Origin of the sequence: Actinospineispora eucalypti (genome assembly GCF_039543365.1) — a bacterium.
Taxonomy (GTDB): Bacteria; Actinomycetota; Actinomycetes; order Mycobacteriales; family Pseudonocardiaceae; genus Pseudonocardia; species Pseudonocardia eucalypti.
In genome coordinates this window covers 334730-361213 of the sequence record NZ_BAABJP010000008.1, presented here as the reverse complement: position 1 = coordinate 361213, position 26484 = coordinate 334730, and the positions used below count along the sequence as shown (strand labels likewise).

26 protein-coding genes are annotated in these 26484 nt (G+C 71.9%); 15 read left to right on the top strand and 11 right to left on the bottom strand.

From position 1 onward, the window contains the following. The first annotated feature begins 15 nt into the window (after positions 1-15). Both uvrB and ABEB12_RS12670 read left to right on the top strand, forming a co-directional pair. On the top strand, positions 16-2169 hold the full coding sequence (gene uvrB, locus ABEB12_RS12675; protein ID WP_185061647.1) for an excinuclease ABC subunit UvrB: 2154 nt from the start codon (positions 16-18) through the stop codon (positions 2167-2169). Between the two features lie 82 nt (positions 2170-2251). Next, positions 2252-3475, top strand: coding sequence for a glycosyltransferase 87 family protein (locus ABEB12_RS12670; protein WP_185061648.1), 1224 nt, complete (start codon positions 2252-2254; stop codon positions 3473-3475). On the opposite strand, the gene mug is transcribed toward ABEB12_RS12670, so the two are convergent. From mug to ABEB12_RS12655, 3 genes are read right to left on the bottom strand one after another with little or no spacing between them, the layout of a single operon-like run. Continuing rightward, on the bottom strand, positions 3472-3984 hold the full coding sequence (gene mug / locus ABEB12_RS12665) for a G/U mismatch-specific DNA glycosylase (RefSeq protein ID WP_221498259.1): 513 nt from the start codon (positions 3982-3984) through the stop codon (positions 3472-3474). The genes ABEB12_RS12670 and mug overlap by 4 nt on opposite strands. 53 nt (positions 3985-4037) lie before the next feature. Further along, entirely contained in the window at positions 4038-4448 is a 411-nt protein-coding gene (locus ABEB12_RS12660; RefSeq protein ID WP_185061649.1) for a hypothetical protein, read from the bottom strand. Positions 4449-4482: 34 nt separating this feature from the next. After that, positions 4483-5391, bottom strand: a complete 909-nt coding sequence (locus tag ABEB12_RS12655) for a LysR substrate-binding domain-containing protein (protein WP_185061650.1) — start codon at positions 5389-5391, stop codon at positions 4483-4485. Between the two features lie 71 nt (positions 5392-5462). On the opposite strand from ABEB12_RS12655, the gene ABEB12_RS12650 reads away from it, so the two are divergent. Together ABEB12_RS12650 and ABEB12_RS12645 are read left to right on the top strand one after the other, a co-directional pair. After that, entirely contained in the window at positions 5463-6383 is a 921-nt protein-coding gene (locus tag ABEB12_RS12650) for an EamA family transporter (RefSeq protein ID WP_185061651.1), read from the top strand. 103 nt (positions 6384-6486) lie between these two features. After that, positions 6487-7740 carry a GAF domain-containing protein gene (locus tag ABEB12_RS12645; RefSeq protein WP_185061652.1) on the top strand — a complete coding sequence of 418 codons (1254 nt, stop codon included), beginning with the start codon at positions 6487-6489 and terminating at the stop codon, positions 7738-7740. Between the two features lie 9 nt (positions 7741-7749). Here the strand turns inward: ABEB12_RS12645 and ABEB12_RS12640 are convergent, their stop codons facing one another. After that, complete coding sequence (locus tag ABEB12_RS12640) at positions 7750-8202, bottom strand: winged helix-turn-helix transcriptional regulator (RefSeq protein WP_185061653.1); 453 nt, start codon at positions 8200-8202, stop codon at positions 7750-7752. Between the two features lie 91 nt (positions 8203-8293). On the opposite strand from ABEB12_RS12640, the gene ABEB12_RS12635 reads away from it, so the two are divergent. From ABEB12_RS12635 to ABEB12_RS12605, 7 genes are all read left to right on the top strand, one after another. Continuing rightward, positions 8294-8677: a TIGR03618 family F420-dependent PPOX class oxidoreductase gene (locus tag ABEB12_RS12635; RefSeq protein ID WP_185061654.1), complete on the top strand. Its 384-nt coding sequence runs from the start codon at positions 8294-8296 to the stop codon at positions 8675-8677. Positions 8678-8856: 179 nt separating this feature from the next. Then, the gene (locus ABEB12_RS12630; RefSeq protein WP_345702771.1) at positions 8857-9966 is read left to right on the top strand and encodes an NAD(+)/NADH kinase; all 1110 of its coding nucleotides are present in this window, start codon (positions 8857-8859) and stop codon (positions 9964-9966) included. Then, positions 9963-11033 carry an alcohol dehydrogenase catalytic domain-containing protein gene (locus ABEB12_RS12625; RefSeq protein ID WP_185061655.1) on the top strand — a complete coding sequence of 357 codons (1071 nt, stop codon included), beginning with the start codon at positions 9963-9965 and terminating at the stop codon, positions 11031-11033. The genes ABEB12_RS12630 and ABEB12_RS12625 overlap by 4 nt, the downstream gene beginning before the upstream one ends. After that, positions 11030-11803 (top strand): acetoin reductase, encoded by a 774-nt coding sequence (locus ABEB12_RS12620; protein ID WP_185061656.1) that lies wholly within the window; start codon positions 11030-11032, stop codon positions 11801-11803. The genes ABEB12_RS12625 and ABEB12_RS12620 overlap by 4 nt, the downstream gene beginning before the upstream one ends. Before the next feature lie 23 nt (positions 11804-11826). Further along, positions 11827-12822 (top strand): thiamine pyrophosphate-dependent enzyme, encoded by a 996-nt coding sequence (locus ABEB12_RS12615; RefSeq protein ID WP_185061657.1) that lies wholly within the window; start codon positions 11827-11829, stop codon positions 12820-12822. Positions 12823-12842: 20 nt separating this feature from the next. Next, positions 12843-13853 carry a pyruvate dehydrogenase complex E1 component subunit beta gene (locus ABEB12_RS12610; RefSeq protein ID WP_185061658.1) on the top strand — a complete coding sequence of 337 codons (1011 nt, stop codon included), beginning with the start codon at positions 12843-12845 and terminating at the stop codon, positions 13851-13853. Then, positions 13846-14943 (top strand): acetoin dehydrogenase dihydrolipoyllysine-residue acetyltransferase subunit, encoded by a 1098-nt coding sequence (locus ABEB12_RS12605; protein ID WP_185061659.1) that lies wholly within the window; start codon positions 13846-13848, stop codon positions 14941-14943. Before ABEB12_RS12610 ends, ABEB12_RS12605 begins: the two co-directional genes overlap by 8 nt. Positions 14944-15189: 246 nt before the next feature. Here the strand turns inward: ABEB12_RS12605 and ABEB12_RS12600 are convergent, their stop codons facing one another. The 5 genes from ABEB12_RS12600 to ABEB12_RS12580 are packed head-to-tail and all read right to left on the bottom strand — an operon-like array spanning position 15190 to position 21104. Further along, complete coding sequence (locus ABEB12_RS12600; RefSeq protein ID WP_345702770.1) at positions 15190-16056, bottom strand: class I SAM-dependent methyltransferase; 867 nt, start codon at positions 16054-16056, stop codon at positions 15190-15192. A gap of 4 nt (positions 16057-16060) precedes the next feature. After that, complete coding sequence (locus tag ABEB12_RS12595; protein ID WP_185061660.1) at positions 16061-16915, bottom strand: ABC transporter permease; 855 nt, start codon at positions 16913-16915, stop codon at positions 16061-16063. Further along, positions 16912-19797, bottom strand: a complete 2886-nt coding sequence (locus ABEB12_RS12590; RefSeq protein WP_185061661.1) for an alpha/beta fold hydrolase — start codon at positions 19795-19797, stop codon at positions 16912-16914. Before ABEB12_RS12590 ends, ABEB12_RS12595 begins: the two co-directional genes overlap by 4 nt. 52 nt (positions 19798-19849) lie before the next feature. Further along, positions 19850-20812 carry a pyridoxal-phosphate dependent enzyme gene (locus ABEB12_RS12585; RefSeq protein ID WP_185061662.1) on the bottom strand — a complete coding sequence of 321 codons (963 nt, stop codon included), beginning with the start codon at positions 20810-20812 and terminating at the stop codon, positions 19850-19852. Between the two features lie 4 nt (positions 20813-20816). After that, positions 20817-21104, bottom strand: a complete 288-nt coding sequence (locus tag ABEB12_RS12580; RefSeq protein ID WP_185061663.1) for an antibiotic biosynthesis monooxygenase — start codon at positions 21102-21104, stop codon at positions 20817-20819. Positions 21105-21364: 260 nt separating this feature from the next. On the opposite strand from ABEB12_RS12580, the gene ABEB12_RS12575 reads away from it, so the two are divergent. Both ABEB12_RS12575 and ABEB12_RS12570 read left to right on the top strand, forming a co-directional pair. Continuing rightward, positions 21365-22462, top strand: coding sequence for a TerC/Alx family metal homeostasis membrane protein (locus ABEB12_RS12575; RefSeq protein WP_185061664.1), 1098 nt, complete (start codon positions 21365-21367; stop codon positions 22460-22462). After that, entirely contained in the window at positions 22431-23891 is a 1461-nt protein-coding gene (locus ABEB12_RS12570; RefSeq protein WP_345702769.1) for an MFS transporter, read from the top strand. Before ABEB12_RS12575 ends, ABEB12_RS12570 begins: the two co-directional genes overlap by 32 nt. 5 nt (positions 23892-23896) lie before the next feature. Here the strand turns inward: ABEB12_RS12570 and ABEB12_RS12565 are convergent, their stop codons facing one another. Together ABEB12_RS12565 and ABEB12_RS12560 are read right to left on the bottom strand one after the other, a co-directional pair. Beyond that, a complete protein-coding gene (locus ABEB12_RS12565; protein WP_185062989.1) occupies positions 23897-24394 on the bottom strand; it encodes a YfcE family phosphodiesterase in 498 nt (165 codons plus the stop codon). Between the two features lie 8 nt (positions 24395-24402). Further along, the gene (locus ABEB12_RS12560) at positions 24403-25017 is read right to left on the bottom strand and encodes a TetR family transcriptional regulator (protein WP_185061665.1); all 615 of its coding nucleotides are present in this window, start codon (positions 25015-25017) and stop codon (positions 24403-24405) included. Between the two features lie 500 nt (positions 25018-25517). On the opposite strand from ABEB12_RS12560, the gene ABEB12_RS12555 reads away from it, so the two are divergent. Beyond that, positions 25518-26267 carry an aldolase/citrate lyase family protein gene (locus tag ABEB12_RS12555; RefSeq protein ID WP_185061666.1) on the top strand — a complete coding sequence of 250 codons (750 nt, stop codon included), beginning with the start codon at positions 25518-25520 and terminating at the stop codon, positions 26265-26267. A gap of 25 nt (positions 26268-26292) precedes the next feature. Then, complete coding sequence (locus tag ABEB12_RS12550; RefSeq protein ID WP_345702768.1) at positions 26293-26451, top strand: hypothetical protein; 159 nt, start codon at positions 26293-26295, stop codon at positions 26449-26451. Positions 26452-26484 lie beyond the last annotated feature (33 nt).

Here is a 26484-nt window from a genome sequence, read left to right as displayed (position 1 = left end):
CTTACCCTCGATAACGTGGCATTCGCGACCGAACACCCAGACATCGCCGTTTCGGACGACCGCACCCTGGCCCAGGTGCCCCGGGACGAGGGCCGGTTCAAGGTGGTCAGCGAGTACCGTCCGGCCGGCGACCAGCCGGCCGCCATCGACGAGCTGGAACGGCGCATCCGCGCCGACGAGCAGGACGTGGTGCTGCTCGGCGCGACCGGTACCGGCAAGTCCGCGACCACCGCCTGGCTGATCGAGCGGCTGCAACGGCCCACCCTGGTGATGGCGCCGAACAAGACCCTGGCCGCGCAGCTGGCCAACGAGCTGCGCGAGATGCTGCCGAACAACGCGGTCGAGTACTTCGTCTCGTACTACGACTACTACCAACCCGAGGCGTACATCGCGCAGACCGACACCTACATCGAGAAGGACTCGTCGGTCAACGACGACGTGGAGCGGCTGCGGCACTCCGCGACGATGAACCTGCTCACCCGCCGGGACGTGGTGGTGGTCGCCTCGGTGTCCTGCATCTACGGCCTGGGCACCCCGGAGTCGTACCTGGACCGTTCGGTGAAGCTGGACCTGAACACCGAGGTCGACCGGGACCTGCTGCTGCGCGCGCTGGTGGACATCCAGTACACGCGCAACGACATGGCCTTCAACCGCGGCACCTTCCGGGTGCGCGGGGACACCGTGGAGATCATCCCGGCGTACGAGGAGCTGGCCATCCGGATCGAGTTCTTCGGGGACGAGATCGAGGCGCTCTACTACCTGCACCCGCTCACCGGGGACGTGCTCAAGCAGGTGGACGCCGTGCGGATCTTCCCGGCCACCCACTACGTGGCCGGGCCGGAGCGGATGGAACGGGCCATCCGGGACATCGAGACCGAGCTGGAGCAGCGCCTGGCCGAGCTGGAGGGCCAGGGCAAGCTGCTGGAGGCGCAGCGGCTGCGCATGCGCACCCAGTACGACGTGGAGATGATGCGCCAGGTCGGGTTCTGCTCGGGCATCGAGAACTACTCGCGGCACATCGACGGCCGGGGCCCGGGGTCGGCGCCCTCCACCCTGATCGACTACTTCCCGGAGGACTTCCTGCTGGTCATCGACGAGTCGCACCAGACCGTGCCGCAGATCGGCGGCATGTACGAGGGCGACATGTCCCGCAAGCGGAACCTGGTGGAGTACGGCTTCCGGCTGCCCTCGGCGTGTGACAACCGGCCGTTGACCTGGGAGGAGTTCGCCGACCGGATCGGCCAGGTGGTCTACCTCTCGGCGACCCCGGGGCCGTACGAGATGCAGCGCACCGGCGGCGAGTTCGTCGAGCAGGTGATCCGGCCGACCGGCCTGGTCGACCCGAAGGTGGTGGTCAAGCCGACCAAGGGGCAGATCGACGACCTGGTGCACGAGATCCGGGACCGGGCCGAGAAGGACGAGCGGGTGCTGGTCACCACGCTCACCAAGAAGATGGCCGAGGACCTCACCGACTACCTGCTGGAGCTGGGCATCCGGGTGCGCTACCTGCACTCCGAGGTGGACACGCTGCGCCGGGTGGAGCTGCTGCGCCAGTTGCGGCAGGGCGACTACGACGTGCTGGTCGGCATCAACCTGCTGCGTGAGGGCCTGGACCTGCCCGAGGTGTCCTTGGTGGCCATCCTGGACGCGGACAAGGAGGGCTTCCTGCGCTCCGGCACCTCGCTGATCCAGACCATCGGCCGGGCGGCCCGGAACGTGTCCGGCGAGGTGCACATGTACGCCGACTCGGTGACCGACTCGATGCGGTACGCCATCGACGAGACCGACCGGCGGCGGGCCAAGCAGGTCGCCTACAACGAGGCCAACGGCCTCGACCCGCAGCCGCTGCGGAAGAAGATCGCGGACATCCTGGACCAGGTGTACCGGGAGTCCGAAGAGGTGCAGGTGGGCGGTTCGGGCCGCAACCAGTCGCGCGGCAAGCGGGCCGCCGGCGAGCCGGGCCGGGCGAGCGCCAGCTCGGGCATCGTGGCCGGTCGGGACACCAGGAACATGCCGCGCGCGGAGCTGGCCGACCTCATCCAGCAGCTGTCCGAGCAGATGCTTGCGGCCGCCCGTGACCTGCAGTTCGAGCTGGCCGCCCGGTTGCGCGACGAGATCGGCGAGCTGAAGAAGGAGATGCGGGGGATGGACGCGGCCGGCATCAAGTGAGGCGCCCCCTCGGGGCGTCATCGGCGGCGACGATACGGTTGTGCCTGATTTGGCTGTTCGGTGGGGAGTGGGGAACCGGGTTGTGACTGCGGAACTACAGGCGACACGCGGTCGGCTCGGTGAACTCGGTGCGCGCCTGCGCGAGCGGCCGGCCCTGATCTACCGGGTCTCGCTGCCGGTGCTCGCGGTGGCGGTGGTGGCGCTGCTCGTCCACCTGCACGGCTACTTCCTGGACCTCGAGGTGTACCGGCTGGGCGTGCGGGCCTGGTTGTCCGGCGGCGACCTGTACGGCGCGCTGCCCCAGACCAGCGTCGGCAATGTGCTGCCGTTCATCTACCCGCCGTTCGCCGCGCTGCTCATGGTGCCGCTCACGGTGGTCGGGTGGACCACCGCCTGGGTCAGCCTGTTCATCGTCTCGCTGGCCTCCCTGGCGGTCACGCTCTACGTGGTGCTGCGCCGGCTGTGGCCGACCGGCGGGTCCGCCGGCGCGCTGGCCGCCACCTCGGCGCTGCTGCCGGCCAGCCTGGTCTTCGAACCGGTGCTGGAGACGTTCCGCTTCGGCCAGGTCAACCTGATCCTGATGGCCATGGTCGCGGTGGACTGCCTGGCCGCGCGAACCCGCTGGCCGCGCGGGATGCTGATCGGGCTGGCCGCCGCGATCAAGCTGACCCCGGCCGCGTTCGTGCTGTTCTTCCTGCTGCGCAAGGACTACCGCGCGGGGGCCACCACGGTGGTCGCGGCGGCGGTGGCCACCGGCATCGGCGCGCTGGTCGCGCCGGCGTCCTCGCTGCGCTACTGGGGCGGCGGCATGTCCGCGGTGAGCGGGGTGAGCGGCTCCCCGTTCTTCACCAACCAGACCTTCCAGGCGGTGCTCGCCCGGGCCGGCGTGGCCGGGCTGGAGCTGAAGGTCGTCTGGCTGGTGCTCTCGGCGGCGGTGCTGCTGCTGGCGCTGCCCGTGCTGCGCAAGGCCCCCCGGCCGCTGGCCCTGGTGGCCCTGGCCGGCGTGGCGCTGCTCGCCTCGCCGACCTCCTGGTCGCACCACTGGGTGTGGGTGGCGCCGGCGATCCTGATCGCGGGAGTCTCCGCGTGGCGCGCCGGCTCCCGGCAGTGGGCGGCGGTCACCGGCGTGCTCACGGTGATCTTCGTCGTGGCGCCGCACCAGTTCCTGCCGCACGGCGGGGTCGCGGGTGTCGAGGTGACCTGGTCGACCGTGCAGCAGGTGGTCGGGGCCAGCTACGTGCTGGTCACCGTGGTGGTTTTCGTGCTGCTCGGGATAACCTGGCGCAAACGGCCGGCGGTCGACTAACTCGCTTCGACCGCCGCGCGCAGCCGGGCGAACTCGTCGGCCAGGGCGGGCAGCGGCCAGTGGGCGTTGAGGCCGCTGGGGTTGGGCAGCGCCCAGATCCGGGTCTCGCCGATTTCGCGGGCCTGCTCGCCGATCGCGGCGCGGGGCTCGGCGAACGCGGTGCGATAGGCGGTGATGCCGACGACCGCCAGCCAGCGCGGGCGCAGTCGCGAGCACAGCTCCCGCAGCCGCTCACCTCCGGCGCGGAGCTCGTCCGTGTCGAGTTGGTCGGCCCGGGCAGTGGGGCGCGGCGCCAGGTTGGTCAGGCCGATGCCCAGCGCCCGGAGTTCGCCCTGCTGGTCCGGTCGCAGCTGGTGTGGGGTGAACCCGCCACCGTGCAGCGCCGGCCAGAACCGGTTGCCCGGGCGGGCGAAGTGATGGCCGGTGGCCGCCGAGACCAGGCCGGGGTTGATGCCGCAGAACAGCACCCGCAGGGGTGGGTCGCCCGGCCCGGGCAGCACATCGGGCAGCGGTTGGAGTTCGGCGGGGAAGCCGGTAGCCGCCGGGTCGCTGCGTGAAGCCGTCAGGGCGCGAGCCCGAGGACGAGCGCCGCACCGGCGCCGGCCAGGAACAGCGCCCACCCCGCCAGCGCGGCCCACTCCGGAGTGCCGTTGTGGCGGGCCAGCCAGCGGCCGGCGAGCAGGGCCACCGCCAGGCCCAGGATCAGCGCGGCGACCGGCATCGCCGGGATCACCGCCTGCGCGGACGGCGTGCACAGCGGCGCGCCGGGCGAGGCGCACCGGCGCACCACCGCTCCGGCCAGCGGGGCGAAGCTGGCGAATGCCGCGACCAGGCCCAGGACGAGCAACGACATGGTGGCCAGACCCCAGCGCGGATGCTGCGCGGCGAGCGCCGCGCGGTGCACCGTGGGGTGCGGGTCGCGGGCGAGCCGGGACAGCACCGGTTCGTCGGCCGTGCCGTCGCCGCTGGTCATGCCGGCACCTTAGCCGGGGTGCCGCGCGACCGGCTTACCGGCGCCGGATCTCGTCCACCTCCGCGCGCAGCGCATCGATCACGGCGCGCACCGCCGGCCGGGCGAACGCGTCCCGCCGGGCGACCGCCTCCACGTGCCGGGCGGCCCGCACCCCGGTCAGCTCGCGGCAGACCAGCCGGCGCCCGCCCCGGTGGTCGGTGGAGTAGCGGGGCAGCAGCGCGACCCCCAGGCCGGCCGCCACCACCTGCTCGGTGACCGCGAGGTCGTTGATCCGCTGCACCACCCGGGGCCGGGTGCCGGTGCGCAGCGCGATGGAGCGCAGCACGTCGTCCACCGGGAAGCCCTCCTGGACACTGATCCAGGACTCGTTCACCAGGTCGCCGGCCCGCAGCCGCCGCCGGCGGGCCAACGGGTGCCTGGGCGGCAGAACCACGTCCAGGGGTTCGCGCAGCAGGTGCACCACCTCCCAGCGGTCCGAGGGGAACGGGGCCGCGTGCTCGTCGCGGTGGGCCACCACCAGGTCGAAGTCGGCGGTGAGCGAGGGCACGTCGGACGGGGTCATGTCCACGTCGCTGAACCGGAGCTCCACCTGGGACAGCGCCGAGATGCGCCGGAGCAGCCCGGTGAGCAGCAGCCGGGCGGCCGAGCTGAACATCGCCATCCGGACCAGGCCCCGCGGCTGGGATCGGAACTCCTCCACCGCCGCATCCGCCTCGGCCAGCGCGGCGAGGACCGCGTCGGCGTGCCGGGCCAGCGCACGGCCCGCGTCGGTGAGCCGGACGCCCCGGCCGGCCGGCTCGAGCAGCGTGACCCCGACCTCCTCCTGCAGGGTGCGCAGCTGCTGGGAGATCGCCGAGGGGGTGAAGGCCAGCGCGGCCGCGACGGCGGACACCGAGCCGCGGTCGGCCAGCTCACGCAGGATCCGCAGCCGGCGAACGTCCATGAAGCAAATCTAAACGTACTTGCAAACTCTTATTGATTGTCTTCTTTGTTGCGGTCGTCAACCGTGGAGGCGTGACGGTACGCGACAAGTTGCTCGCTCTCGTCGTCGTGATCTTCTGGGGTGGCAACTTCCTCGCCATACACGTCGGACTCGAGCACTTCCCACCGCTGCTGCTGGCCTGCCTGCGGTGGCTGGTGCTCGCGGTGCCCACCGTGTTGTTCGTCCGGCCGCCCAAGGGGAACCGGTGGTGGCTGTTCGGCTACGGGCTCGGGGTGGGTACGGCGCAGTTCGCGTTCCTCTTCCTCGGCATGGCCAACGGGCTGCCAACCGGTCTGGCGTCGCTGGTGCTGCAGGCATCCGCGCCGTTCACCGTGCTGCTCGGGGCGGTGCTGCTCCGCGAACGGCTGACCTGGCGGCAGTCCACCGGGGTGGCGCTGGCCGTGGGCGGGCTGGTGGCCATCGCCGCCGCCCGGTCCGCCGTGGCGCCCATGCTGCCGCTGGCCCTCGGCCTGCTCGCGGCGCTGAGCTGGGCGTTCGGCAACCTGTGCAGCCGGAAGGCGGCGCCGGAGGACCCGATGCGGTTCATGCTCTGGATGTCGGTCGTACCACCGGTGCCGCTGTTCGCGCTGTCCTGGTTCGTGGAGGGAAAGGCGGCCGTCGTCACCGCGTTGGACACCGCGTTCACCCCGTCCGGCTGGGCCGCCCTGGCCGCGCTCGGCTACGTGGTCGTTTTCGCCACGGTGGTCGGCCAGGGAATCTGGACGATCCTGTTGGCCCGCTACCCGGCCGGCATCGTGGCCCCGTACTGCATGCTGATCCCGGTGGTCGGGATCGCCCTGGCGATGGTGGTGCTCGGTGAGCGGCCGAGCTGGGTGGAACTGCTGGCCGGGGTGGTCATCGTGGCCGGGGTGCTCTACGGCACGCCGAGGGTGCCAGCGGTGGCGCCGACCGAGCCCGCGCCCCCCATGGCGCCGGCCACCCGCGCCCCCTAGCGGCCCGCACGCGCCGAACTGGGCGCGTGCTCAGCCAGCGCGTTCCGGGTTAGTCTGGCCCGGGCGGCGGAATCGTCGGTCCGCCGCTCTCGGAGGTAGTTCGGTGGACGATGGCGTCTGCGCGGTCCGTCCCGGAGTGGACCTCGGCCGGCACGCCCGGTTGCTGGCCCGGGTGCACGACGCCCTGTTGGCCGGTGACCGGCCGCCGGCCCGGCCGAGAGAGCTGGTGGCCCGCTCCTGGACCCGGGTGCGCGGCCAGGGCGTCAGCCCCGACCTGGGGGACCCGCCGGGCCCGGTTGCGGCGGAGGAGGTCGAGCGGCGCCGGCTGAGATCGCCGCTGGCCCGGGTGCTGCCCGAGCTGCGCGCCAGCCTGACCTCGGTGGCCGAGGACGCCAGGCACGTCATGGTGATCACCGACGCGCAGGGCGTGCTGCTGTGGCGGGAGGGTCCGCCGAAGATCCGGCACCACGCCGACCACCTGGGGTTCGTGGAGGGTGTGGACTGGTCCGAGGGCGTGGTCGGCACGAACGCCATCGGTACGGCGCTGGTCGAGGCGGCGCCGGTGCAGATCTTCTCCGCCGAGCACTTCGTCCGCCGCCAGCACGCCTGGACCTGTACGGCCTGCCCGGTGCACGACCCGCGCACCGGCGAGCTGCTCGGCGTGGTCGACGTGTCCGGGCCGGCGCACACCGTGCACCCGACGACGGTCGCCCTGGTGTGTACGGCGGTCAAGCTGGCCGAGTCCAGCCTCTGGCGGCAGCACGAGGGCCGGCTGGACGCGCTGCGCGCGGTGGGCGCTCCGCTGCTGGCCGGGATCAGGGGTCCCGGGCTGGTGGTGGACGACCACGGCTGGGTGGCCGCCGCCGCCGGCATGCCCACCCTGGACCGGGTTCCGGCGCCGCGCCAGGGCGAGCCGCTCGCGGTACCCCGGCTGGGTCTGTGTCACCCGGAGCCGGTGCCCGGGGGTTGGCTGCTGCGAGCGCCGCAGCCGGCCACCGGGGCGCGCCTGCGACTGCGCCTGGAACTGGACCACCGGCCGCCCCGCGCGGTCGTCGAGGGCACCAGCGTCTGGTTGCACCCGCTGTCGACCCGGCACGCCGAGCTGCTGTTGCTGCTGGCCAGGGCCGGCAACGCGGGCATGACCGGCACCGAGCTCAGCCACGCGCTCTACGGCGACGCACAGCACCTGGTCACCGTGCGCGCCGAGCTTTCCCGGCTGCGCCGCAGCCTGGGCGGGCTGCTGCTGGCCCGGCCGTACCGGATCGCCCCGGGGGTCGACGTGCAGCTTCCCGACCTCGCCGAGTGTCCGCTGTTGGCACGGTCCACCGCGCCCGGGGTGCGCGCGCTCTTCCGTTGAACCGGCGCCTCAGGTCGCGGCGCCCGGTCCCGGAATCAGGTCGACGTCGCCGGCGTGCATCGGCTCGCCGCACTGTGCGCATCGCAGGTCCACGCGGTTGACCTCACCGCAGGAGCGGTGCCGGTAGAGGACCGGCGGACCGGCCTCGCCGGCGAGCCATTTGTCGCCCCAGCGGACCATCACCATCAGCAGGTCGACCAGCTCGGTTCCCCGGTCGGTCAGCACGTACTCGTACCGAGGACGCCGGTCGTAGGGGCGGCGGTCGATGATGCCCCGGTCGACGAGATGGCTCAGCCGCTCCGTCAGGACCTTGCGCGAGATGCCGAGGTCGGCCTGGATCTGCTCGAACCGGGAGATGCCGACCCAGATATCCCGCAGGATCAGGGGCGACCACGGCTCGCCGATCACATCGAGAGTGCGCGCGATCGAGCAGGCCATCTCGCTGAAGTCCGTGCGCTGCATGATGCGAGTCTAGCGGTTGGGGTTCCTTTAAGAAACTCTATGCGCTATGGTTTTGGAGTCTCTTGAAGGAACTCTGGAGGGAATGGTCCCGATGCTCAACCCCGACGTACGCCGCGCCGTAGACAGCACCTCGCTGGCCCACCTGGCGACCGTTCTGCCGGACGGTTCGCCCCACACCGTGCCGCTCTGGGTCGCCACCCACGGCGATCACGTCGTCTTCCTCACCGGTCCGCACTCACGCAAGGCCCGCAACCTCCGCCGCGACCCCCGGGTGGCGCTGTCCATGACGACGCCGGACAACCCCTTCGAACCGGTGGTCGTGCGCGGCCGCGTGATCGAGTGGCTCGAGGGCGATGCGGCCTGGGCGATCATTGATGAGGTCTCCACCAAGTACATCGGTCAGCCGTACCCGCGAGACCAGGAGCGTGTTGTCGGGATCATCGAACCGGACCGGCAGACGGTCGGCGTCGGCTGACCGCTGGCCGGTCGTCCGGCGATTCGGTCGCGTCGGGCTCGGCTCCAGGCGGTGGGCACCGCGTTCAGCGGAACGCTATGGCCAGGAGAGGCAACTCGGCGCTGCAACCGCCGTGCAACCGTTGCCTTCCTCCGCTTGGCACGGTGAGGTAGGACACACGACGGCGAGGAGGCTGGCTGGTGGGCGCGGACGACGGCGACCGGAACGGCGCGGCGGTCCAGTCGGCGGTGTCGGCCGAGCTGCCGGTGGTGCCCGGGTCCGCGCTGGGCATCATCGCCAACCCGATGTCCGGGCGGGACATCCGGCGCCTGGTGGCGCGGGCCTCGGTCTTCCCCAACGCGGAGAAGACCAACATGGTGCTGCGGCTGATCTCGGCCGCCGGGGCGGTCGGGGTGGAGCGGGTGTACCTGTCCACCGACGCGATGGGCGTCGCGGCCGGGGTGCTGCGCGCGGCCGGTAAGCGAGGCCCCCGGGACGGGCGCTGGCCGGAGCTGGAGTTCCGCGAGCTGGACGACCCGCGCGGCAACGCCGACGACACCCGGGCGCTGGCCCGGGCGATGCGGGCCCGCGGCGTCGCGGTGCTGGTGCTGCTGGGTGGGGACGGCACGGTGCGCGCGGCCGCGCCGGAGTGCCCGGACCTGCCCCTGTTGCCCCTTTCCACCGGGACCAACAACGCGTTCCCGGAGATGTGGGAAGCCACCGTGGCCGGCACCGCCGCCGGGCTGCTGGCTACCGGCCGCTTGGCTGGCGAGGCGGTCACCTACCGGGCCAAGGCGTTGCGGGTGCGCTGCGGTGACGCATACGAGACCGCGCTGGTGGACGTGTGCGTGAGCACGGTGTCGCACGTCGGGGCGAGGGCGCTGTGGGAGGTCGGCACGCTGCGCGAGCTGTACTGCGCGTTCGCCGAGCCGCACGCCATCGGCCTTTCCAGCATCGCCGGGCTGCTGTCGCCGGTCGGCCGGAGCGAGCCGGGCGGCGTGCTGGTCCGGCTCGGGGACGGCGGCCCGGGGACGCGGCGGGTGCTGGCGCCCATCGCCCCCGGGGTACTCGCCTCGGTCGGGGTGCGGGAGTTCGGCGCCCTGCGTGAAGGACAAGTGGTGTCCAGCGAGGTGACCAGGGGAACCGTGGCCGTGGACGGCGAGCGGGAGCTGGAGTTCGGCCCGGCGACGCCGGTGACCGTGAGCCTGGCCGGCGACGGACCGACGGTGCTGAACGTGCGCGCGGCGCTGGCCGAGGCGGCCGCGCGCGGACTGCTGACGACCGGGGCGCACTACCAGGAGGTCAGATGAAGGCGGCGCGATATCACGGCCGGGGTGACATCCGGATCGATGAGATACCCGAGCCGGAGGCCGGTCCGGGCCAGGTGAAGATAGCCGTGGACTGGTGCGGGATCTGCGGCAGCGACCTGCACGAGTTCCTGGAGGGGCCGCTGTTCATTCCGCCCCCGGGCAGCCCGCACCCGATCTCCGGGGCGACGCTGCCGGTGCCCATGGGGCACGAGTTCGCGGGCACCGTGGCCGAGCTCGGCGATGGGGTGACCGGGCTTCGGGTGGGCGACAAGGTGGCGGTGGAGCCGTACCTGGTGTGCGGCAGCTGCGCGGCCTGCGCCGCCGGCCGGTACAACATCTGCCGCAATTTCGGCTTCGTCGGGCTGTCCGGGTCGCCCGGCGCCGGCTTCTCCGAGCGCTGCGTGGTGGACCAGCGGTGGGTGCACCCGCTGGGTGAGCTGGGCACCGACGTCGGCGCGCTGGTGGAGCCGTTGGCGGTGGGTTACCACGCGGTGCGGCTGTCCGCGCTGCCCAAGGACGGGACCGCCGTGGTGTTCGGGGCCGGCCCGATCGGCCTGGTCACCATCGCCTCGCTGAAGGCCCAGGGGGCCGGCCAGGTCATTTCGGTGGAACCGGCCGCCGCGCGGAAGGCGAAGGCGCCGGCGGCGGGCGCGGACGTGGTGCTGGACCCGACCGAGGTGGACGTGCCGGCCGAGGTCCGCGCGCTGACCGAGGGTGCCGGGGCGGACGTGGCCTTCGAGTGCGCGGGCATCGACGCGGTGCTGGCCAGCGCGGTGGGCTCGGTGCGCCCCGGCGGGCAGGTGGTGAACGTGGCGATCTGGGGGCACCCGGCCACGGTGCAGATGAACGCGCTGGTGGCCGCCGAGGTGTCGGTGATCGGCTCGCTGGCCTACTGCGGCGACCACCCGGCGACCATTGCGCTGCTCGCCGACGGGACGGTCGAGGCCGGCCAGTTCATCACCGCGCGGATCGGGCTGGACGAGCTGGTCGAGGGCGGGTTCCGGCAGCTGATCGAGAACAAGGACGAACACGTGAAGATCCTGGTCTCGCCGGGAGGCCTGGCGTGAGCGCGCGGGTGGCGCTGGTGACCGGGGCCGGCCGGGGGATCGGGCGGGCCATCGCGCTGCGGCTGGCCACCGACGGGCTGGCCGTCGCGGTGAACGACCTGGACCCCGGCACCGCCTCCGCCGTCGCCGAGGAGATCGAGTCGGCCGGTGGGTGGGCCGTGGCCCTGCCGGGGGACGTGACCGACCGGGCGGCCGTCTTCGACCTGGTGGCGAAGACCGCCGACCGGTTCGGGGCGCTGGACGTGATGGTGGCGAACGCGGGGATCGCCCAGGTCAAGACCTTGCTCGAGGTGACCCCGGAGGACCTGGAACGAATCTTCAAGGTGAACGTGTACGGGGTGGTCTACTGCATGCAGGCGGCCGCCGAGCGGTTCATCGCGCAGGGCGGCGGCGGGAAGATCATCAGTGCCGCGTCCATCGCCGGCCACTCCGGATACGCCTTTCTGGGGCACTACTCGGCCACCAAGTTCGGCGTGCGGGCCTTGACCCAGGCGGCGGCGAAGGAGCTGGCCGAGCACGGGATCACGGTCAACGCGTACTGCCCGGGAATCGTGGGCACCGACATGTGGGACCTGATCGACGAGCAGCTGGGCGGCTACCTGGGCACCGGCAAGGGGGAGGCGCTGGCCCGCTACTCCCAGGGCATCCCGCTCGGCCGGGTGCAGACCCCGGAGGACGTGGCCAACTTCGTCTCCTACCTGGCAAGTGAGGACTCCGACTACATGACCGGCCAGTCGATCATGATCGACGGCGGCGTGGTCATGGCCTGAAAGCCCACGAGGAAGGAACGCACATGACAGCGACCATGGCCTCCACCGGCACCCACGAGCTGGGGCCCGAGCAGCTGCTCGACGCCTACCGGATGATGCGCACCATCCGCGACTTCGAGGAACGCGTGCACGAGGAGTTCGCCGGCGGGGACATCCCCGGGTTCGTGCACCTCTACGCCGGCGAGGAGGCATCCGCCACCGGCGTGTGCATGCACCTGGACGACCGCGACGCGATCGCGTCCACCCACCGGGGCCACGGGCACTGCATCGCCAAGGGCGTGGACCCGGTGCCGATGATGGCGGAGATCTATGGCCGGGCCACCGGGTCCTGCCGGGGCAAGGGCGGCTCGATGCACATCGCCGACCTCTCCAAGGGGATGCTCGGCGCGAACGGGATCGTGGGCGGTGGCCCGCCGCTGATCTGTGGCCGTGCGCTGGCCTCCAAGCAGCTGGGCACCGGCGGGGTGGCGGTGGCCTTCTTCGGCGACGGCGCCTCCAACCAGGGCACCACGCTGGAGTCGCTGAACCTGGCCACCGTGTGGAACCTGCCGGCCATCTTCGTCGCGGAGAACAACGGCTACGCCGAGGCCACCTCGTCCACCTGGTCGGTGGCCACCGACGACATCGCGGACCGGGCGGCCGCGTTCGGCATGCCCGGGGTGATCGTGGACGGGTTCGACTTCTTCGCCGTGCACGAGGCGGCCGGCGAGGCGATCGCGCGCGCCCGGGAGGGCGGCGGGCCGACCCTGATCGAGGTCAAGTTCACCCGCTACTTCGGCCATTTCGAGGGCGACCAGCAGCTCTACCGGGGTGACGAGGTGGCGAACGCCCGGGAGAACCTGGACTGTCTGAAGCGGTTCCGCGCCAAGGTCACCGGCAGCGGGCAGCTGTCGGCCGAGCAGCTGGACGGGGTGGACACCGAGGTCGCCGCGCTCATCGACCGCTCGGTGGCCGAGGCCAAGGCCGCACCCAAGCCCGAGGGCACCGAGCTGCTCACCGACGTCTACGTCTCGTACTGAGCCCGAGGGGAGATCAGATCATGGCACGCACGATCAGCTACCGCGAGGCGATCAACGAGGCGCTGGACCAGGAGATGGCCCGCGACCAGCGGGTGGTGGTGTTCGGCGAGGACAACGTGGGCGGTACCGGCGCGCCGGGCGACATCGACGCCTGGGGCGGCGTACTCGGCGTCACCAAGGGGCTTTACGGCAAGTACCCGGGGCGGGTGATGGACACCCCGATCTCCGAGTCGGCGTTCATCGGCGCCGCGATCGGCGCGGCCACCGGCGGCCTGCGCCCGGTCGCCGAGCTGATGTTCATCGACTTCATGGGCGTCTGCTTCGACCAGATCTTCAACCAGGCGGCCAAGTTCCGGTACATGTTCGGCGGCAAGGCGGTGACCCCGGTGGTGATCCGCACGATGTGGGGCGCCGGCCTGCGCGCGGCGGCGCAGCACTCCCAGTCGCTGCTGCCGGTCTTCACCCACATCCCCGGGTTGAAGGTGGCCGCCCCGTCCACCCCGTACGACGCGAAGGGCCTGCTCATCCAGGCCATCCGGGACGACGACCCGGTGATGTTCTGCGAGCACAAGATGCTCTACGACCTGACCGGGGACGTGCCGGAGGAGAGCTACGCGATCCCGTTCGGCGAGGCCAACGTGGTGCGCGAGGGCGGCGACGTGACCATCGTGGCGGTGGGCAAGCTGGTGCACACCGCGATGGACGCCGCGGCGGCACTGGCCGAGGACGGCGTGCAGGCCGAGGTGATCGACCCACGCACCACCAGCCCGCTGGACACCGACACCATCCTGGAGAGCGTGGAGGCCACCGGCCGGCTGGTGGTGGTCGACGAGGCCACCCCCAGGTGCAGCCTGGCCAGCGACATCTCCGGAATCGTGGCCCAGGAGGCGTTCGGCTCGCTGCGGGCGCCGATCCAGATGGTGACCGCGCCGCACACCCCGGTGCCGTTCGCCGACTCGCTGGAGGACCTGTACATCCCGGACGCGCAGAAGATCGTGAACGCGGTCAAGACGGTGGTCGAGTATGAGTGAGGAGATCCAACGGATCACCATGCCCAAGTGGGGGCTGTCCATGAAGACGGGCAAGGTGATCGAGTGGTTCGTCGCCGAGGGGGACACCCTGGACAAGGGCGACGACCTGGCCGACATCGAGACGGAGAAGATCGCCGGCACGCTGGAGTCGCCACAGCCGGGGCTGCTGCGCCGGATCGTCGCCGAACCCGGGGTGGAACTGCCGGTGGGGGCCACGCTGGCCGTGCTCGCCCCGGCCGAGGTGCCGGACAGCGATGTGGACGCGGTGGTGGCCGAGGCCAGGGCGCAGCTGGAGTCCGGTGAGCTGGGCGGCGAGGAGGAGATCCTGCCCAGCACCGCCGAGGTGGATGGCCGGTCGATCTCCTACGTGACCATGGGAGACGCGCCGGGCGAGCCGGTGGTGCTGGTGCACGGGTTCGGCGGGGACAAGAACTCCTGGCTGTTCGTGCAGCAGCCGCTGTCCGAGACGCACACCGTGCACGCGCTGGACCTGCCCGGCCACGGCGCCTCGGAGAAGGACGTCGGGGACGGCTCCCTGGACACGCTGGCCGGCACCGTGCTGGGCTTCCTGGACGTGATCGGCGCCGAGCGCGCCCACCTGGTCGGGCACTCGCTGGGCGGCGCGGTGGTCGCGGCGGTGGCGGCCCGGGCGCCGGACCGGGTGAGCGGGCTGACCCTGCTCGCGCCGGCCGGGTACGGCGCCCAGGGCTCCCGGCCGGACGCGGAGTACCTGCGTGGGTTCGCGGGCGCGGCCTCCCGGCGGGAGCTGAAACCGCTGCTCGGCCGGCTGTTCGCGGACCCGGCTCTGGTCACCCGTCAGCTGGTGGACGACCTGCTCAAGTACAAGCGCCTGGACGGGGTGTCCACCGCGTTGCAGGCGCTGCTCGCCACCCTGCTCGACGGCGACAAGCAGGCCATCGACACGCCAGCGCTGCTGGCCGGGGTGAACGTGCCGGTGACCGTGATCTGGGGCGGCGCGGATCAGATCCTTTCCGTGCCCACCGGGGTGGACGTAACGCGGGTGGAGGCCGGGCACATGCTGCACATGGAGGCGGCCAACGACGTGCTTGCTGACCTGTATGGCAGGTGAATGCCGCTCCGGAGCTGGTTCCCAGCCTCTCTGTCTCGGCGTATGAAACACGATTGCCGGAAGCGGCATTAAAACGCCGTTACCTGTGCCGCTTCCGGCAATCGCTTCAGCGGTCCTACCGGAGAGAGACCGTGGTGGGGGAAGCTCACCAACATCGCCGCCGCGCTACGCCACCACGCCCGCGACGCCATCCGCCCACTGACCACGCTCGGCATCACCTAACGACTCTGCCGTCACCCTGCTCGCTCAGGTGACCCGCGCGGCCACCAGGGTCTCGAAGGTATAGGGCCGCAGGCCATCGGTACGGCCGGCAAAGTACCGCTGCTGGAGGTCTGCATGTGCGGGGTGGTCCACGACCTTTAGCCCGCACCGGCTGATCAGCCTCTCGATCTCGGATACCGGCCAGCCAGGCTGCAGAGGCTCGCCGACCGAAGCCGCGATCGGCGTGTAGATCCGGGCGAATTCCGTCCCCACGTCGTCGAGCGCACAGTTCTCGGCCCGGTAGGAGAACACCACCTCAGACCCGGGAGCAGCCGTCGCGATCGTGCGCAACGTCGACTCGATCGCCTGTGCCGTCAGATAGGGGGCCACGCCCGTCCAGCAGAACATCGCCGGCTGTGCCCAGTCGAACCCGGCCAGGCCCAGAGCATCCTGAGCCGGTTCGGCCTCAAAATCAACCGGCACGAATACCTGCGAGTCGCTGAGCGGCAGGCCGAGCTCCCTGACCCGCTCGAGCTTCCAGGCCTGCGAGGCAGGGTGATCAACCTCGAACACCGTCAGCGAGCCGAGCAGATCCGGCCGCCGCCACGCGAACGAGTCAAGCCCCGCCCCAAGAATCACGTACTGCGTGAAGGCACCAGCAGCCAGCCGGTCCTCGGCGTACCGGCCGCGGGTGCAGACAGCCGCGCGGGACTCGCGACGGACCGGGCCGGGGAACAGCGGATCGAACCGGTCTCGCAGCTGCTGCCATACCGGGCCGACAAGCACCAGGGCCAGCACATCGTCCAGTACCCACGGCGACGCCGTCTCCAGGCGAAACAACCCACGCGACACAGCCGCAAACATCGCCGTCCTGCTCGGCGCGCTTTCCACGCATTCCTCCTCGCCGGCCACCTGCTTACGAAGTGACGTCTTTGGTGCGGAAACGCCATACCGCCAAGGCGCAGAACGCGGTGCCGTAGAGCACCGAGGAGAACGCGCCCCGGGTCATGTCCGACCAGTCCACCTGGTCGGCGAGCAGGTCGGCCCAGGCGTTGCCGTAGTGGGTGGGCAGGTAGTCGCGCAGGTCCTCCAGCGCGGTGATGGTGTTCAGGATCTGCGAGATGATGGACACCATCACCGCTCCGCCCACCGCGCCCAGCGGCGCGTCGGTGGCCACGGAGAGCAGCAGCGCCAGCCCGGCCACCCAGAACAGGTGTATCGCCAGGTACCCGGCGGCCAGCAGCAGCCGGGCCGCCGCCGGCCAGAACTCCAGCGACTCGCCGTTCGGGCTGACCAGGTCGCCGGACCCGTAGGCCAGCGACCCGACGATCAGCGAGACCACCGGCAGCACCACCAGCGCCACCAGCGACAACAGCCCGGCCACGATCGCCTTCTGCCGCAGCAGCCGGGCCCGGGGGACCGGCACGGCCAGCAGGTAGCGCAGGCTGGACCAGGAGGCCTCGCTGGCGATGGTGTCGCCGAAGAACAGCGCCACCACGACCACCAGCAGGAAACTCGCCGAGGCGAACAGCGCGAACACGGTGAAGTTGGGCGCACTGGTCTGCGCCAGGTCCACCAGGGTCACCGCGCCGGTGGTGGAGCCCCGGGTGGCCAGCCCGAACGCGGCCCACAGGATCACCGGCAGCAGCGCGGTGAGCAGCAGCGCCACCTGAGTGCGCCGGCGCTTGAGCTGGCGCACCAGCTCCACCCGCAGCCGCAGCGTGTGCTCGGGCGCGTAGCCGAGCGCCCGGTCGGTCGTCAAAGCGCTCACGGCGTGGTGTCCTCTCCGACGAGTTGCAGGAAGGCGTCCTCGAGGCGGCGCCTCGGGCCGGCCGCCTCCACGGCCACGCCGGCGGCCACCAGGCGCCCGATGGCGTCGGCGCGCGCCAGGCCGTTCAGGTCGGCGTGCACGCTGTCCCGCTCCACCTCGACCGCGCTGACCCCGGCCGCGCCGCGCAGCACCTCGGCCGCCCGCTCCGGGTCGTCCACCCGGAAGCTGGCCTGCCCGCCGCCGGCGATGATGTCGGCCACCGAGCCGTCCGCGACCACGGTGCCCCGGTGCATCACCACCACGTGGTCACACGTCTGCTCCACCTCGGCGAGCAGGTGGCTGGACACCAGCACGGTCCGGCCGTCGCGGGCGTAGCCGCGCAGCACCTCGCGCATGGCGTGGATCTGGGGCGGGTCCAGCCCGTTGGTCGGCTCGTCGAGCACCAGCAGGTCGGGCAGCCCGAGCATCGCCTGGGCGATGGCCAGCCGCTGCCGCATGCCCTGGCTGTAGGTGCGCACCTGGCGGGCCAGCGCGTTGCCCAGCCCGGCGATCTCCAGCGCCTCCTCCAGGTGCGAGTCGGCCTCCGGCCGGCCGGTCGCCGCCCAGTACAGCCGCAGGTTGTCCGCGCCCGACAGGTGCGGCAGGAACCCGGGCCCCTCGACGAACGACCCGATCCGGGACAGCACCGGCGCTCCCGGCGCCACCGGGTGCCCGAACACCCGGATCGACCCGGCGGTCGGCGTGATCAGCCCCATCAGCATCCGCAGCACGGTGGTCTTGCCCGCCCCGTTCGGGCCGAGCAGCCCGAGCACCTGGTTGGGGCGGACCTCGAAGGACACCCCGTTCACCGCGACCACGCCGCCCGGGTACGACTTGCGCAGCCCGTCGATCACCAGCGGCGGCTCGGTTCCGGTGAGCTCGCTGGCCTCGGCCGCGCGCCGGCGCCGTGTGCGCACCCTGGCCACCACCCAGGCGGCCAGCGCGGCGGCCGCGATCAGCCCGATGCCCACGGCGGGGCCGGTCGGCACGGTGTTGGCGGTGACGTTCCGGCCGGGCACGCTAGGCACCCCTACCGAGCCGCCGGCGATGCCGATCCGCCACGCCGCCGGCTGGGTCGGCCCGCCGTAGGACTGGTCCGTGGTGCTGATCGACACCACCAGCCGGTTGCCGGCCTCGACGGGCGCGACCACGGCCGGCAGGGTCACCAGGGCCTCGGCCGGCGAACCGTCCGCCGGCATCGGGATGCGCATCGGCGCCACCGCGCCGCCGAGCAGGGTGCGCCGGCCGTCCGGGGCGATCTCGGACACCTTGCCGTACAGCACCGCCTCGTCGGCGGTCGGCTGGCCGGGCACCCGCGCCACGCTGATCCGGACCTGGGGCGACCCGGCGAGCAGGAACTGGCGCGGCAACGGGTCGGTGGTGAAGCCGGCGGACTGGCCGGGCAGCTCGGCGGTGAGCGCGGCCAACCGGCCGGACAGCGAGCCGAGGGCACCGCCCACGCCGGGCACGGTGGTGATCGCGGCCGGGTTGGCCCCGGCCGGGTTGAGGACCACCACCGGGTCGCCGCGCAGCGCCAGCTCCGTGCGGGTCACCGGTGGCGCCCCGTCGAGACCTGGATAGGCGTCCGAGGTGACCGTCCGGACGGTCGGGGTGTTTCGGCTCTCCGTGCGCACCCCGCCCTGTACCGCGTAGGACAGCCCGGCGGGCTCGCCGGGCGGCTGGTCCCGCAGGTAGTGGTCGAACCACTCGCCGACCCGCTCGCGCACCACCGGTCCCGGTGCGCCGCCGTCGTGGCCGCCGGCATACCAGATGACCTCGACCTTCCCGCCGGCCGAGGCGATCTGCCGGGCTGTGGCGTCCGCCTGGTCCAGGCCGAACAAGGTGTCCGTCTCGCCCTGTACCAGCAGGGTGGGAGCCTTGATCCGGTCCGTCACGCTGACCGGGGAGGACCGGCGCAGCAGCTCCGCCGTGGCCGGGCTGACCCGCCCGGTGCTGGCCGCCTCGGTGTATGCCGCGCACACCGCCGGGATGAACCGGCCGCACAGGGTGGCCGGTGGAGCCGCCGGGTCCCGCCGGCTCGGGTCGGAGGCCAGCAGGGCATCCCGCTGCTCCGCGTCGGCGGCGTCGTCGTCCTCCCGGCCGGCCCCGGCGGCGCGGCTGGCGCCGGACGACGCTTCCGGTGCGATGCCGGTCGGGCCGCGCCCGGTGGCCATGCCGAAGGAGAAGAACACGCCGGCCCAGGTCCGCTTGAACACGCCGTCGTCACCGAACGCGGTGGCCGCCGGGGTCACCGCCGGCCGCGGACCGGGTGCCACGCGGGCGTTCGGGAACAGCGCCTGGGACAGGTCGTTCCAGGTGATCAGGGGCGCGATCGCGTCCACCCGATGGTCGTAGCCGGCCAGCAGCAGCGACAGCGCGCCGCCGTACGAGCCCCCGGTGACCCCGACCCGGGGGTCGCCCGGGCCGTCCAGCCGCACCTCCGGCCGGGTGGCCAGGTAGTCGATCAGGCGCGACGCGTCGGCCACCTCGTGGTCGGGGGAGTCCAGCGCGATCTGCCCGGTGCTGGTGCCGAACCCCCGGGCGGACCAGGCGAGCACCACGAAACCCCGGTCGGCCAGCTCGCGGGCGTCGGCGTCCACCGAGGCCTTGCTGCCCCCGAAGCCGTGCGCGATCAGGATGGCCGGCGCGGGCGTGCGGTCCGGCCGGTAGAGGGTGGCGTCGAGCGAGACCTCGCCGGGTTGGCCGGGGCCGCCGGGCACGTTCAGCCGGAACTGCTCGGTGGGGACGTCCTCCGGGCCACCCCGGGAGGTCACCACCAGGGTGCCGGCCCCCACCGCGAGCAGCAGGAGCACGAGCAGCGTGGCGAGTAGAAAGCGGCGCACATCTCGAAGGTATGTGAGCTACCTGAGGGCAGGCTGATGAATTTCCCCGGACCTACCGAGCGACCCAGCGGTGATAGGCGTCCACATCGACGTTGCTGCCGCACACGATGGTCACCACGTGCCGGCCGGCGAAGCGGTCACGATTCTCCAGGATCGCCGCGATGCCGAGCGCGGCCGACGGCTCGACGACCAGACCGGCGTGTTCGAGCAGCAGCCGCATGCCGGCGATGATCGAGGCCTCCCGGACCAGGATCGCATCGTCCGCGACCAGAAGGAGGTCGTCCAGGACCGCCGGGATGGGATGCCGGCCCGCGACGCCGTCGGCGATGGTGTCGATCGAGTCGGTGGTGACGACGCGCCGTTCGTGCCAGGAGCGCGCCATCGCCGGCGCCCCCAGCGGCTGGACGCAGATCACCTCGACCCCGGGCGCCCGGGTCTTCACCGCGTGACCCACACCGGTGGCCATTGCCCCGCCGCCGAGGGCGATCAGGACGGCGTCGAACGAGGGCGCGGCCTCGGTCAGCTCCAGGCCGATGGTGGCCGCGCCCTCGCAGGTCTCGATGTCCAGGCTGTCCTCCACCAGCCGGATGCCCCGCCGGCGGGCGATCGCCGCCGCCCGCTCCCGAGCCGTCTCGATGTCGCCGTCCACCAGCTCCAACCGGGCGTCCAGCGCGCGGATGCGGTCGAGCTTGGCGGCCGGAGCCGAGCGGGCGGCCACGACGGTGACATCGAGTCCCCGGCCGCGACCGGACCAGGCGAGGGCCTGGCCGAGGTTGCCCGCGCTGGCGCACACCACGGCCCCCGCGCCATTGTCGGCGAGCAGGCTGGCGACCAGTTCGGTGCCTCGGGCCTTGAAGCTGCGGACCGGGTTCGCCGTTTCCAGCTTGATGCTCACCGCGCACCCGAGGTCGGGCTCCAGGGCCTCGCAGCGGTACAGCGGGCTGTCCAGAAAGATCGGGTCGATCACCCGGCGAGCGGCCTCGATCCGAGAGAGGTCGAGGCGGGTCCCCGGCACCGGGTTAGATCTCCTCGGTGTGCTGCACCCGGGGATCGGCGGCGAAGTACGGCCCGATCAGCTCCCGCCAACGGGTGAACCGGTCGGACTCGCGGAAGCCCTTGGTGTGCGCCTCCAAGGTGTCCCACTCGATGAGCAGCACGAACGACGACGGCGACTCGATTCCCCGGGTCATCCGCGCCGAGCGGAACCCCTCGGTGGCGGCCACCAGCGGCTTCGCCTCCCGGTACGCGGCCGCGAAGGCCTCCTCGTCACCCGGCGTTACGCTGAACTCAGCGATCTCCAGAACCATGCGGCACATCATGCCGGCCACCGCAACGACCGGTGTGACGAACGTGACGTGATGGTTGTCTCCGGGTGATCTGGGGTACCCCGGTCTGGTTAATCGTTCTCAGGTAGAGCAGACTGTATGCCATAGCCAAGGGGAGTATCCCTCACGCGGTGGCATCGTCAACACGGCGCAGTTCGGCCCGGTGCCATCGGTCGGCCGGTCAGGTCGGCGGGAGAGACCTCGGTCGATGACCGATGCTCTCCTGCGGAAGGCGCGATGACGTGAACGTTCCAGTATGGCTGTGGCTCGTCACCATTGTGGCACTTTGTGCCGTGATCCTCGTAGATCTTTTCGTGGTCGACCACAAACCACACGCGGTCACCATGGGCGAAGCGACCCGCTGGGTGATTTTCTACCTGTCCCTTGCCGTGGTTTTCGGGCTCGGCATCTGGGCGTTCTACGGCGGCGTATCCGCCGGTGAGTTCTTCGCCGGCTACCTCACCGAGTACTCGTTGTCGATCGACAACCTGTTCATATTCGTCATCATCATGGCCGCGTTCAAGGTGCCGGCCGAGCACCAACACCGGGTGCTTCTTGTCGGCATCGTGATCGCGCTGATCATGCGGGGCATCTTCATCGCGGTGGGCGCGGCCGCCATCGCCAGGTTCAGCTGGGTGTTCTACCTGTTCGCGCTGGTGCTGCTGGTCACGGCGTACAAGCTGCTGCGTGAGCACGGCCAGGAGGAGAAGGAGTACCACGAGAACGCCGGTTTGCGGCTGATGCGGCGGGTGCTCCCGGTGACCAAGGAGTACCACGGCCACCACACCACGGTGAAGATCGACGGCAAGCGCTGGGTGACCCCGATGCTGGTGGTCATGGCGGCGATCGGCACCACCGACCTGCTGTTCGCGCTGGACTCCATCCCGGCCATTTTCGGCCTCACCAAGGAGCCCTACCTGGTCTTCACCGCCAACGCGTTCGCGCTGATGGGGCTGCGGCAGCTGTACTTCCTGCTCGGCGGCCTGCTCTCCCGGCTGGTGTACCTGTCCTACGGGCTCGCGGTGATCCTCGCCTTCATCGGCGTCAAGCTGATCCTCGAGGCGCTGCACGAGAACGACCTGCCGTTCCTGAACGGTGGCGACCCGGTGCCGGTGCCCACGGTGGGCATCGCGCTCTCGCTGAGCGTCATCGTCGGCGTGCTGGCCATCACCACCGTGGCCAGCCTGATCAAGTCGCGCTCGGTGGCCAAAAGGGACGCGGCGGCCGCCGCGCAGGTGACCGACGCCGAGCCGGCCGCGGTCAGGGGTCCGCAGCCGCACGAGACCGGCCAGGGCGCACACTCCTGGAGTGACCGCCGCCCCGCGACCGACAACCCCTGACCCGCCGGCGGAGGACTACCAGCCGGACCCACGTCGTTGGCGGGCGCTCGGGGTAAGCCTGGCCGCCGGGTTCATGGGCCTGCTGGACATCACCATCGTCGCGGTCGCCCTGCCGTCCATCGGAACCACCCTGGGGGCCACCCCGGCCGAGGCGCAGTGGGTGGCCTCCGGCTATGCGCTCACCTTCGGGCTGTCCCTGGTGCCGGCCGGCCGGGCCGGTGACGCCTGGGGGCGGCGGCGCATGTTCTGCGTCTCGCTGGCCGGGTTCGTGCTGACCAGTGCGCTCTGCGGGGCGGCGCCCAACCTGGCCACCCTGGTCGCCGCGCGGCTGGCCCAGGGGTTCACTTCGGGCATGCTGGGGCCGCAGAACTCCGGGCTGATCCAGGACCTGTTCCGGGGGGCCGAGCGGGGGCGGGCGTTCGGCCTGTTCGGCGCGGTGCTGGGGGTCTCGACGGCCATAGGCCCGGTCATCGGCGGCCTCATCCTGGCCGCCTTCGACGAGTCCACCGGTTGGCGGTGGATCTTCCTGGTGAACGTCCCGATCGGCCTGCTCACCCTGGCCCTGGCGCCCCGGCTGCTGCCGGGCCGGCCGGCCGACGTGGTGCGGGACCCGACGCCGATGTGGCGGCGGATGGACCTGTTCGGCGGGACGTTGCTGGGCGCGGGAGTGCTCGCGCTGATGTTCCCGTTGCTCGAGCACGACCGGTTCGACCGGTGGTGGTGGCTGTTGCCGGTGGCCGCGGCTCTGCTGCTCGGCTTCGCGCGCTGGGAGCTGCGGCTGTCCCGGCGGGGCGTCGACCCCCCGATGCTGGAACCGCGCCTGTTCACCGATACCCCCGGGTACACCTTCGGAGCCGTGCTCGGGCTGGCGTTCTTCATCGGCTTCAGCGGAATCTGGCTGGTGCTGGCGTTCTTCTTCCAGGACGGGCTGAGCTACACACCTCTGCACTCCGGCCTCGCGGTGACCACGTTCGCCGTCGGATCGGCGCTGTCCGCCATGGTGAGCGGCCGCTTGCTGGCCCGGATGGGCCGGCGGCTGACCGTGCACGGCCTGGTGGCGATGGTGGTCGGCCTGCTCGGGGCGGCAGTGGCGCTGGCCGTCCAGACCGGGCCGGCGGCGGCGCTGTGGGCGGCCGCCCCGCTCGCCCTGGCCGGCATCGGCTGCGGCCTGGTCATCTCGCCGAACATCACGCTGACCCTGTCCCAGGTGCCGGTGCGGATGGCCGGCGCGGCCGGTGGGGCGCTGCAGACCAGCCAGCGGGTGGGCTCGGCGATCGGCACCGCGCTGCTCGCCGCGGTCTACTACGTGGCGCTGGACCTCTACGGCAACCGGCCGGGCCTGGCGATCCTGTGCGCGCTGTTGTGTGCGACGGCGTTCGTGCTGGTCGCGTTGGTGATGGCCGTCCTGGAGCTGCGGCGGGAGCGTTAGCTTAGCTAGCTCTCCAGATGATGCAGCCGGACGTCCTCGAGGGAAGCGCCGGCGATCCGGGCGGTCATCCAGGTGTGCGTGGGCTGGCGCCGGCGGTCGGTGGGGGAGCCGGGGTTCAACAGCCGCGGTCCGCCCGGGGCCACGCTGTCCCACGGGATGTGGCTGTGGCCGAACACCAGCACGTCGGTGTCCGGGTAGCGGGCCGCGCAGCGCCGCTCCCGGCCAGCCGCCGCGCCGGTCTCGTGCACCACGGCCAGCCGCACCCCGGCCAGGGTCTCCCGGGCCACCTCGGGCAGCCGGGCGCGCAGGGCGGGGCCGTCGTTGTTGCCGTAGACGCCGACCAGCCGGCGGGCGCGGGCGGCCAGCTCGTCCAGCAGCTCCACGCCCACCCAGTCACCGGCGTGCACCACGACGTCGGCCTCGTCCACCGCCCGCCAGAGCGCCTCGGGTACCCGCCGGCCCCGGGCCGGGACGTGCGTGTCCGACATGAGCAGTAGCCGGATCTCGCCGGTCACGGTGCCACCGGTTCCACCGGCTCGGCCGCGGGTTGGGGCGCGACGCCGTCCAGCAGCCGGGTCATCGAGGTGCCGCAGAGAACCCGGAACTCCGGGTCGGACAGCCCGAGCTGTCCGGCGTGGTGCAGGCTGATCAGCCCGTGCAGCATGCCCACGATGGTGACCGCCACCTGCCACACGTCGTCCGGTGGGAAGTCGCCGTCGTCCATCCCCTCGTCGATGGCCGCCGCGACCGCGTCCAGCACCGGTGACTTGCCGGCCCTCGGGTCCCAGTTCAGGTCGGCGGAGTCACTGGGGGAGTCGGTGGTGAGCAGCGAGTACAGGGCGGGCTGCCCCAGGGCGAGGTCGAGCACCGCGTTGAGCGTGGAGCGCAGCTCGGCCCGGGGCGTGGCCTGGCGAGGCCGGTGCCGCCACCGTTCGGTGATCTCGGCGCGGGCCTGGTCGGCCACCGCGCCGAGCAGCGCCTCGCGGCTCGGGTAGTGCCGGTAGATGGCCATCGCGGTGATGCCGGCGGCGCTGGCCACCCGGCGCATGCTGACCGCTTCCAGCCCCTCGGCGAGGAGCAGCGCCCTTGCTTCGTCCGCGATCCGCGCGGCGGTGCTGTAGGCCACCGGCCGGGCTCAGCGAACCGGTGCGGCCGTCGGGAGCGGGTCAGGTGTACGGCGTAGATCCAGCACTGCGGTCCCCATGTGTACAACGTATAAGCGATGGCTCGAAGGTCGGAAGGTCTACGCTGTAGACGCCGGTTCACCGGTCGAATCGCGCGACGAGTGGACAGTACCGCGGTGGCCCAGACGGAGCCAACGCCCGTCGACCGCTTGTCGATAAACCGAGCACCGATAGGTGCGCATTATCCGGTTATTTCTTTTGTGCCTCCGGTGGGTATTCTTTCGGGGATTTCCCTGGCCGGACCGGGCAGTATTCGGCGTCACCTCGCCGGAAACGCGATGGTGACCAATTGTCCTGACCGCGAGGGGGTCGGGTAATTCTCCGACGGAATTCCGCCGGTCGCCGGTGGCCTGAAATTGCTTGTGGTCGGCGGTTTCTCCTGCCCCGGCGGGGCTGTGGAATATCGCCTACGCTCGATTCTGGACTGTCCGGGGAGGGTGCGATGACCGGTAACAAGCTGCGCCGGAAGTGGCGTGAGCGCACCGTGTTCGGCGTGTGGAGCACGATTCCGTCCACCGCCGCCGTCGAGGTGCTCGTGGAGTGCGGGTACGACTTCGTCGCGTTCGACTGCCAGCACGGGCAGTTCGGCGTCGCGGACCTCGAGCCGCTGCTGAGGGTGACCGCGCGCACCGAGGTGACCCCGGCCGTGCGGGTGCCCGGCAACGACTACTACGCCATCGGGCACGCGCTGGACGCTGGGGCCGAAGTGCTGATCGTGCCCATGGTGGAGACCGCCGAGCAGGCCGCGCGGGCGGCGTTCGCCACCCGCTACCCGCCGGAGGGCGGCCGCAGCTTCGCCCGGAACCGGGGGATGGCGGCGCTGGGCGCCACCCCGGCCGAGCTGAACCGCGAGGTGGCCTGCCTGGTGATGGTGGAGACCGCCACCGGGCTGGCCAACGCGGCGGAGATCGCCGCGACGCCGGGCGTGGACGGGGTCTTCGTCGGCCCCGCCGACCTGGGTCTGGCCCTGGGCTTACCGCCGGGACCGCCGCCGTTCGCCGCCGAGGTGGAACGGGGGATCGACCAGGTGGTGTCGGCCTGCCGGTCGGCCGGGGTGATCGCCGGCCTGCACGCGAACGGCGGCTACGCCGCCCGGGGCGTCGACCTGGTCACCGTGGCGGCCGACCACGACCTGCTCCGCGTGGCCGGCCGGAACACGATTGCCCAGGCTCGGGGGACCACCTCGCGCTGAACCGGCTGCGGCGTACCGTCGGGCCGTGCTGATGTGGATCAACGGACCGTTCGGCGGGGGCAAGACCCAGACCGCGTGCGAGCTGCACCGCCGGCTGCCCGGCAGCCTGGTGTGTGACCCGGAGGAGGTCGGCTACGGGCTGCGCCGGGTCTGGACCAGCGCCAGGCACATCAGACTGCACTGATCCCGACGGAGACCGCTCCGCCGCCGCTACCTT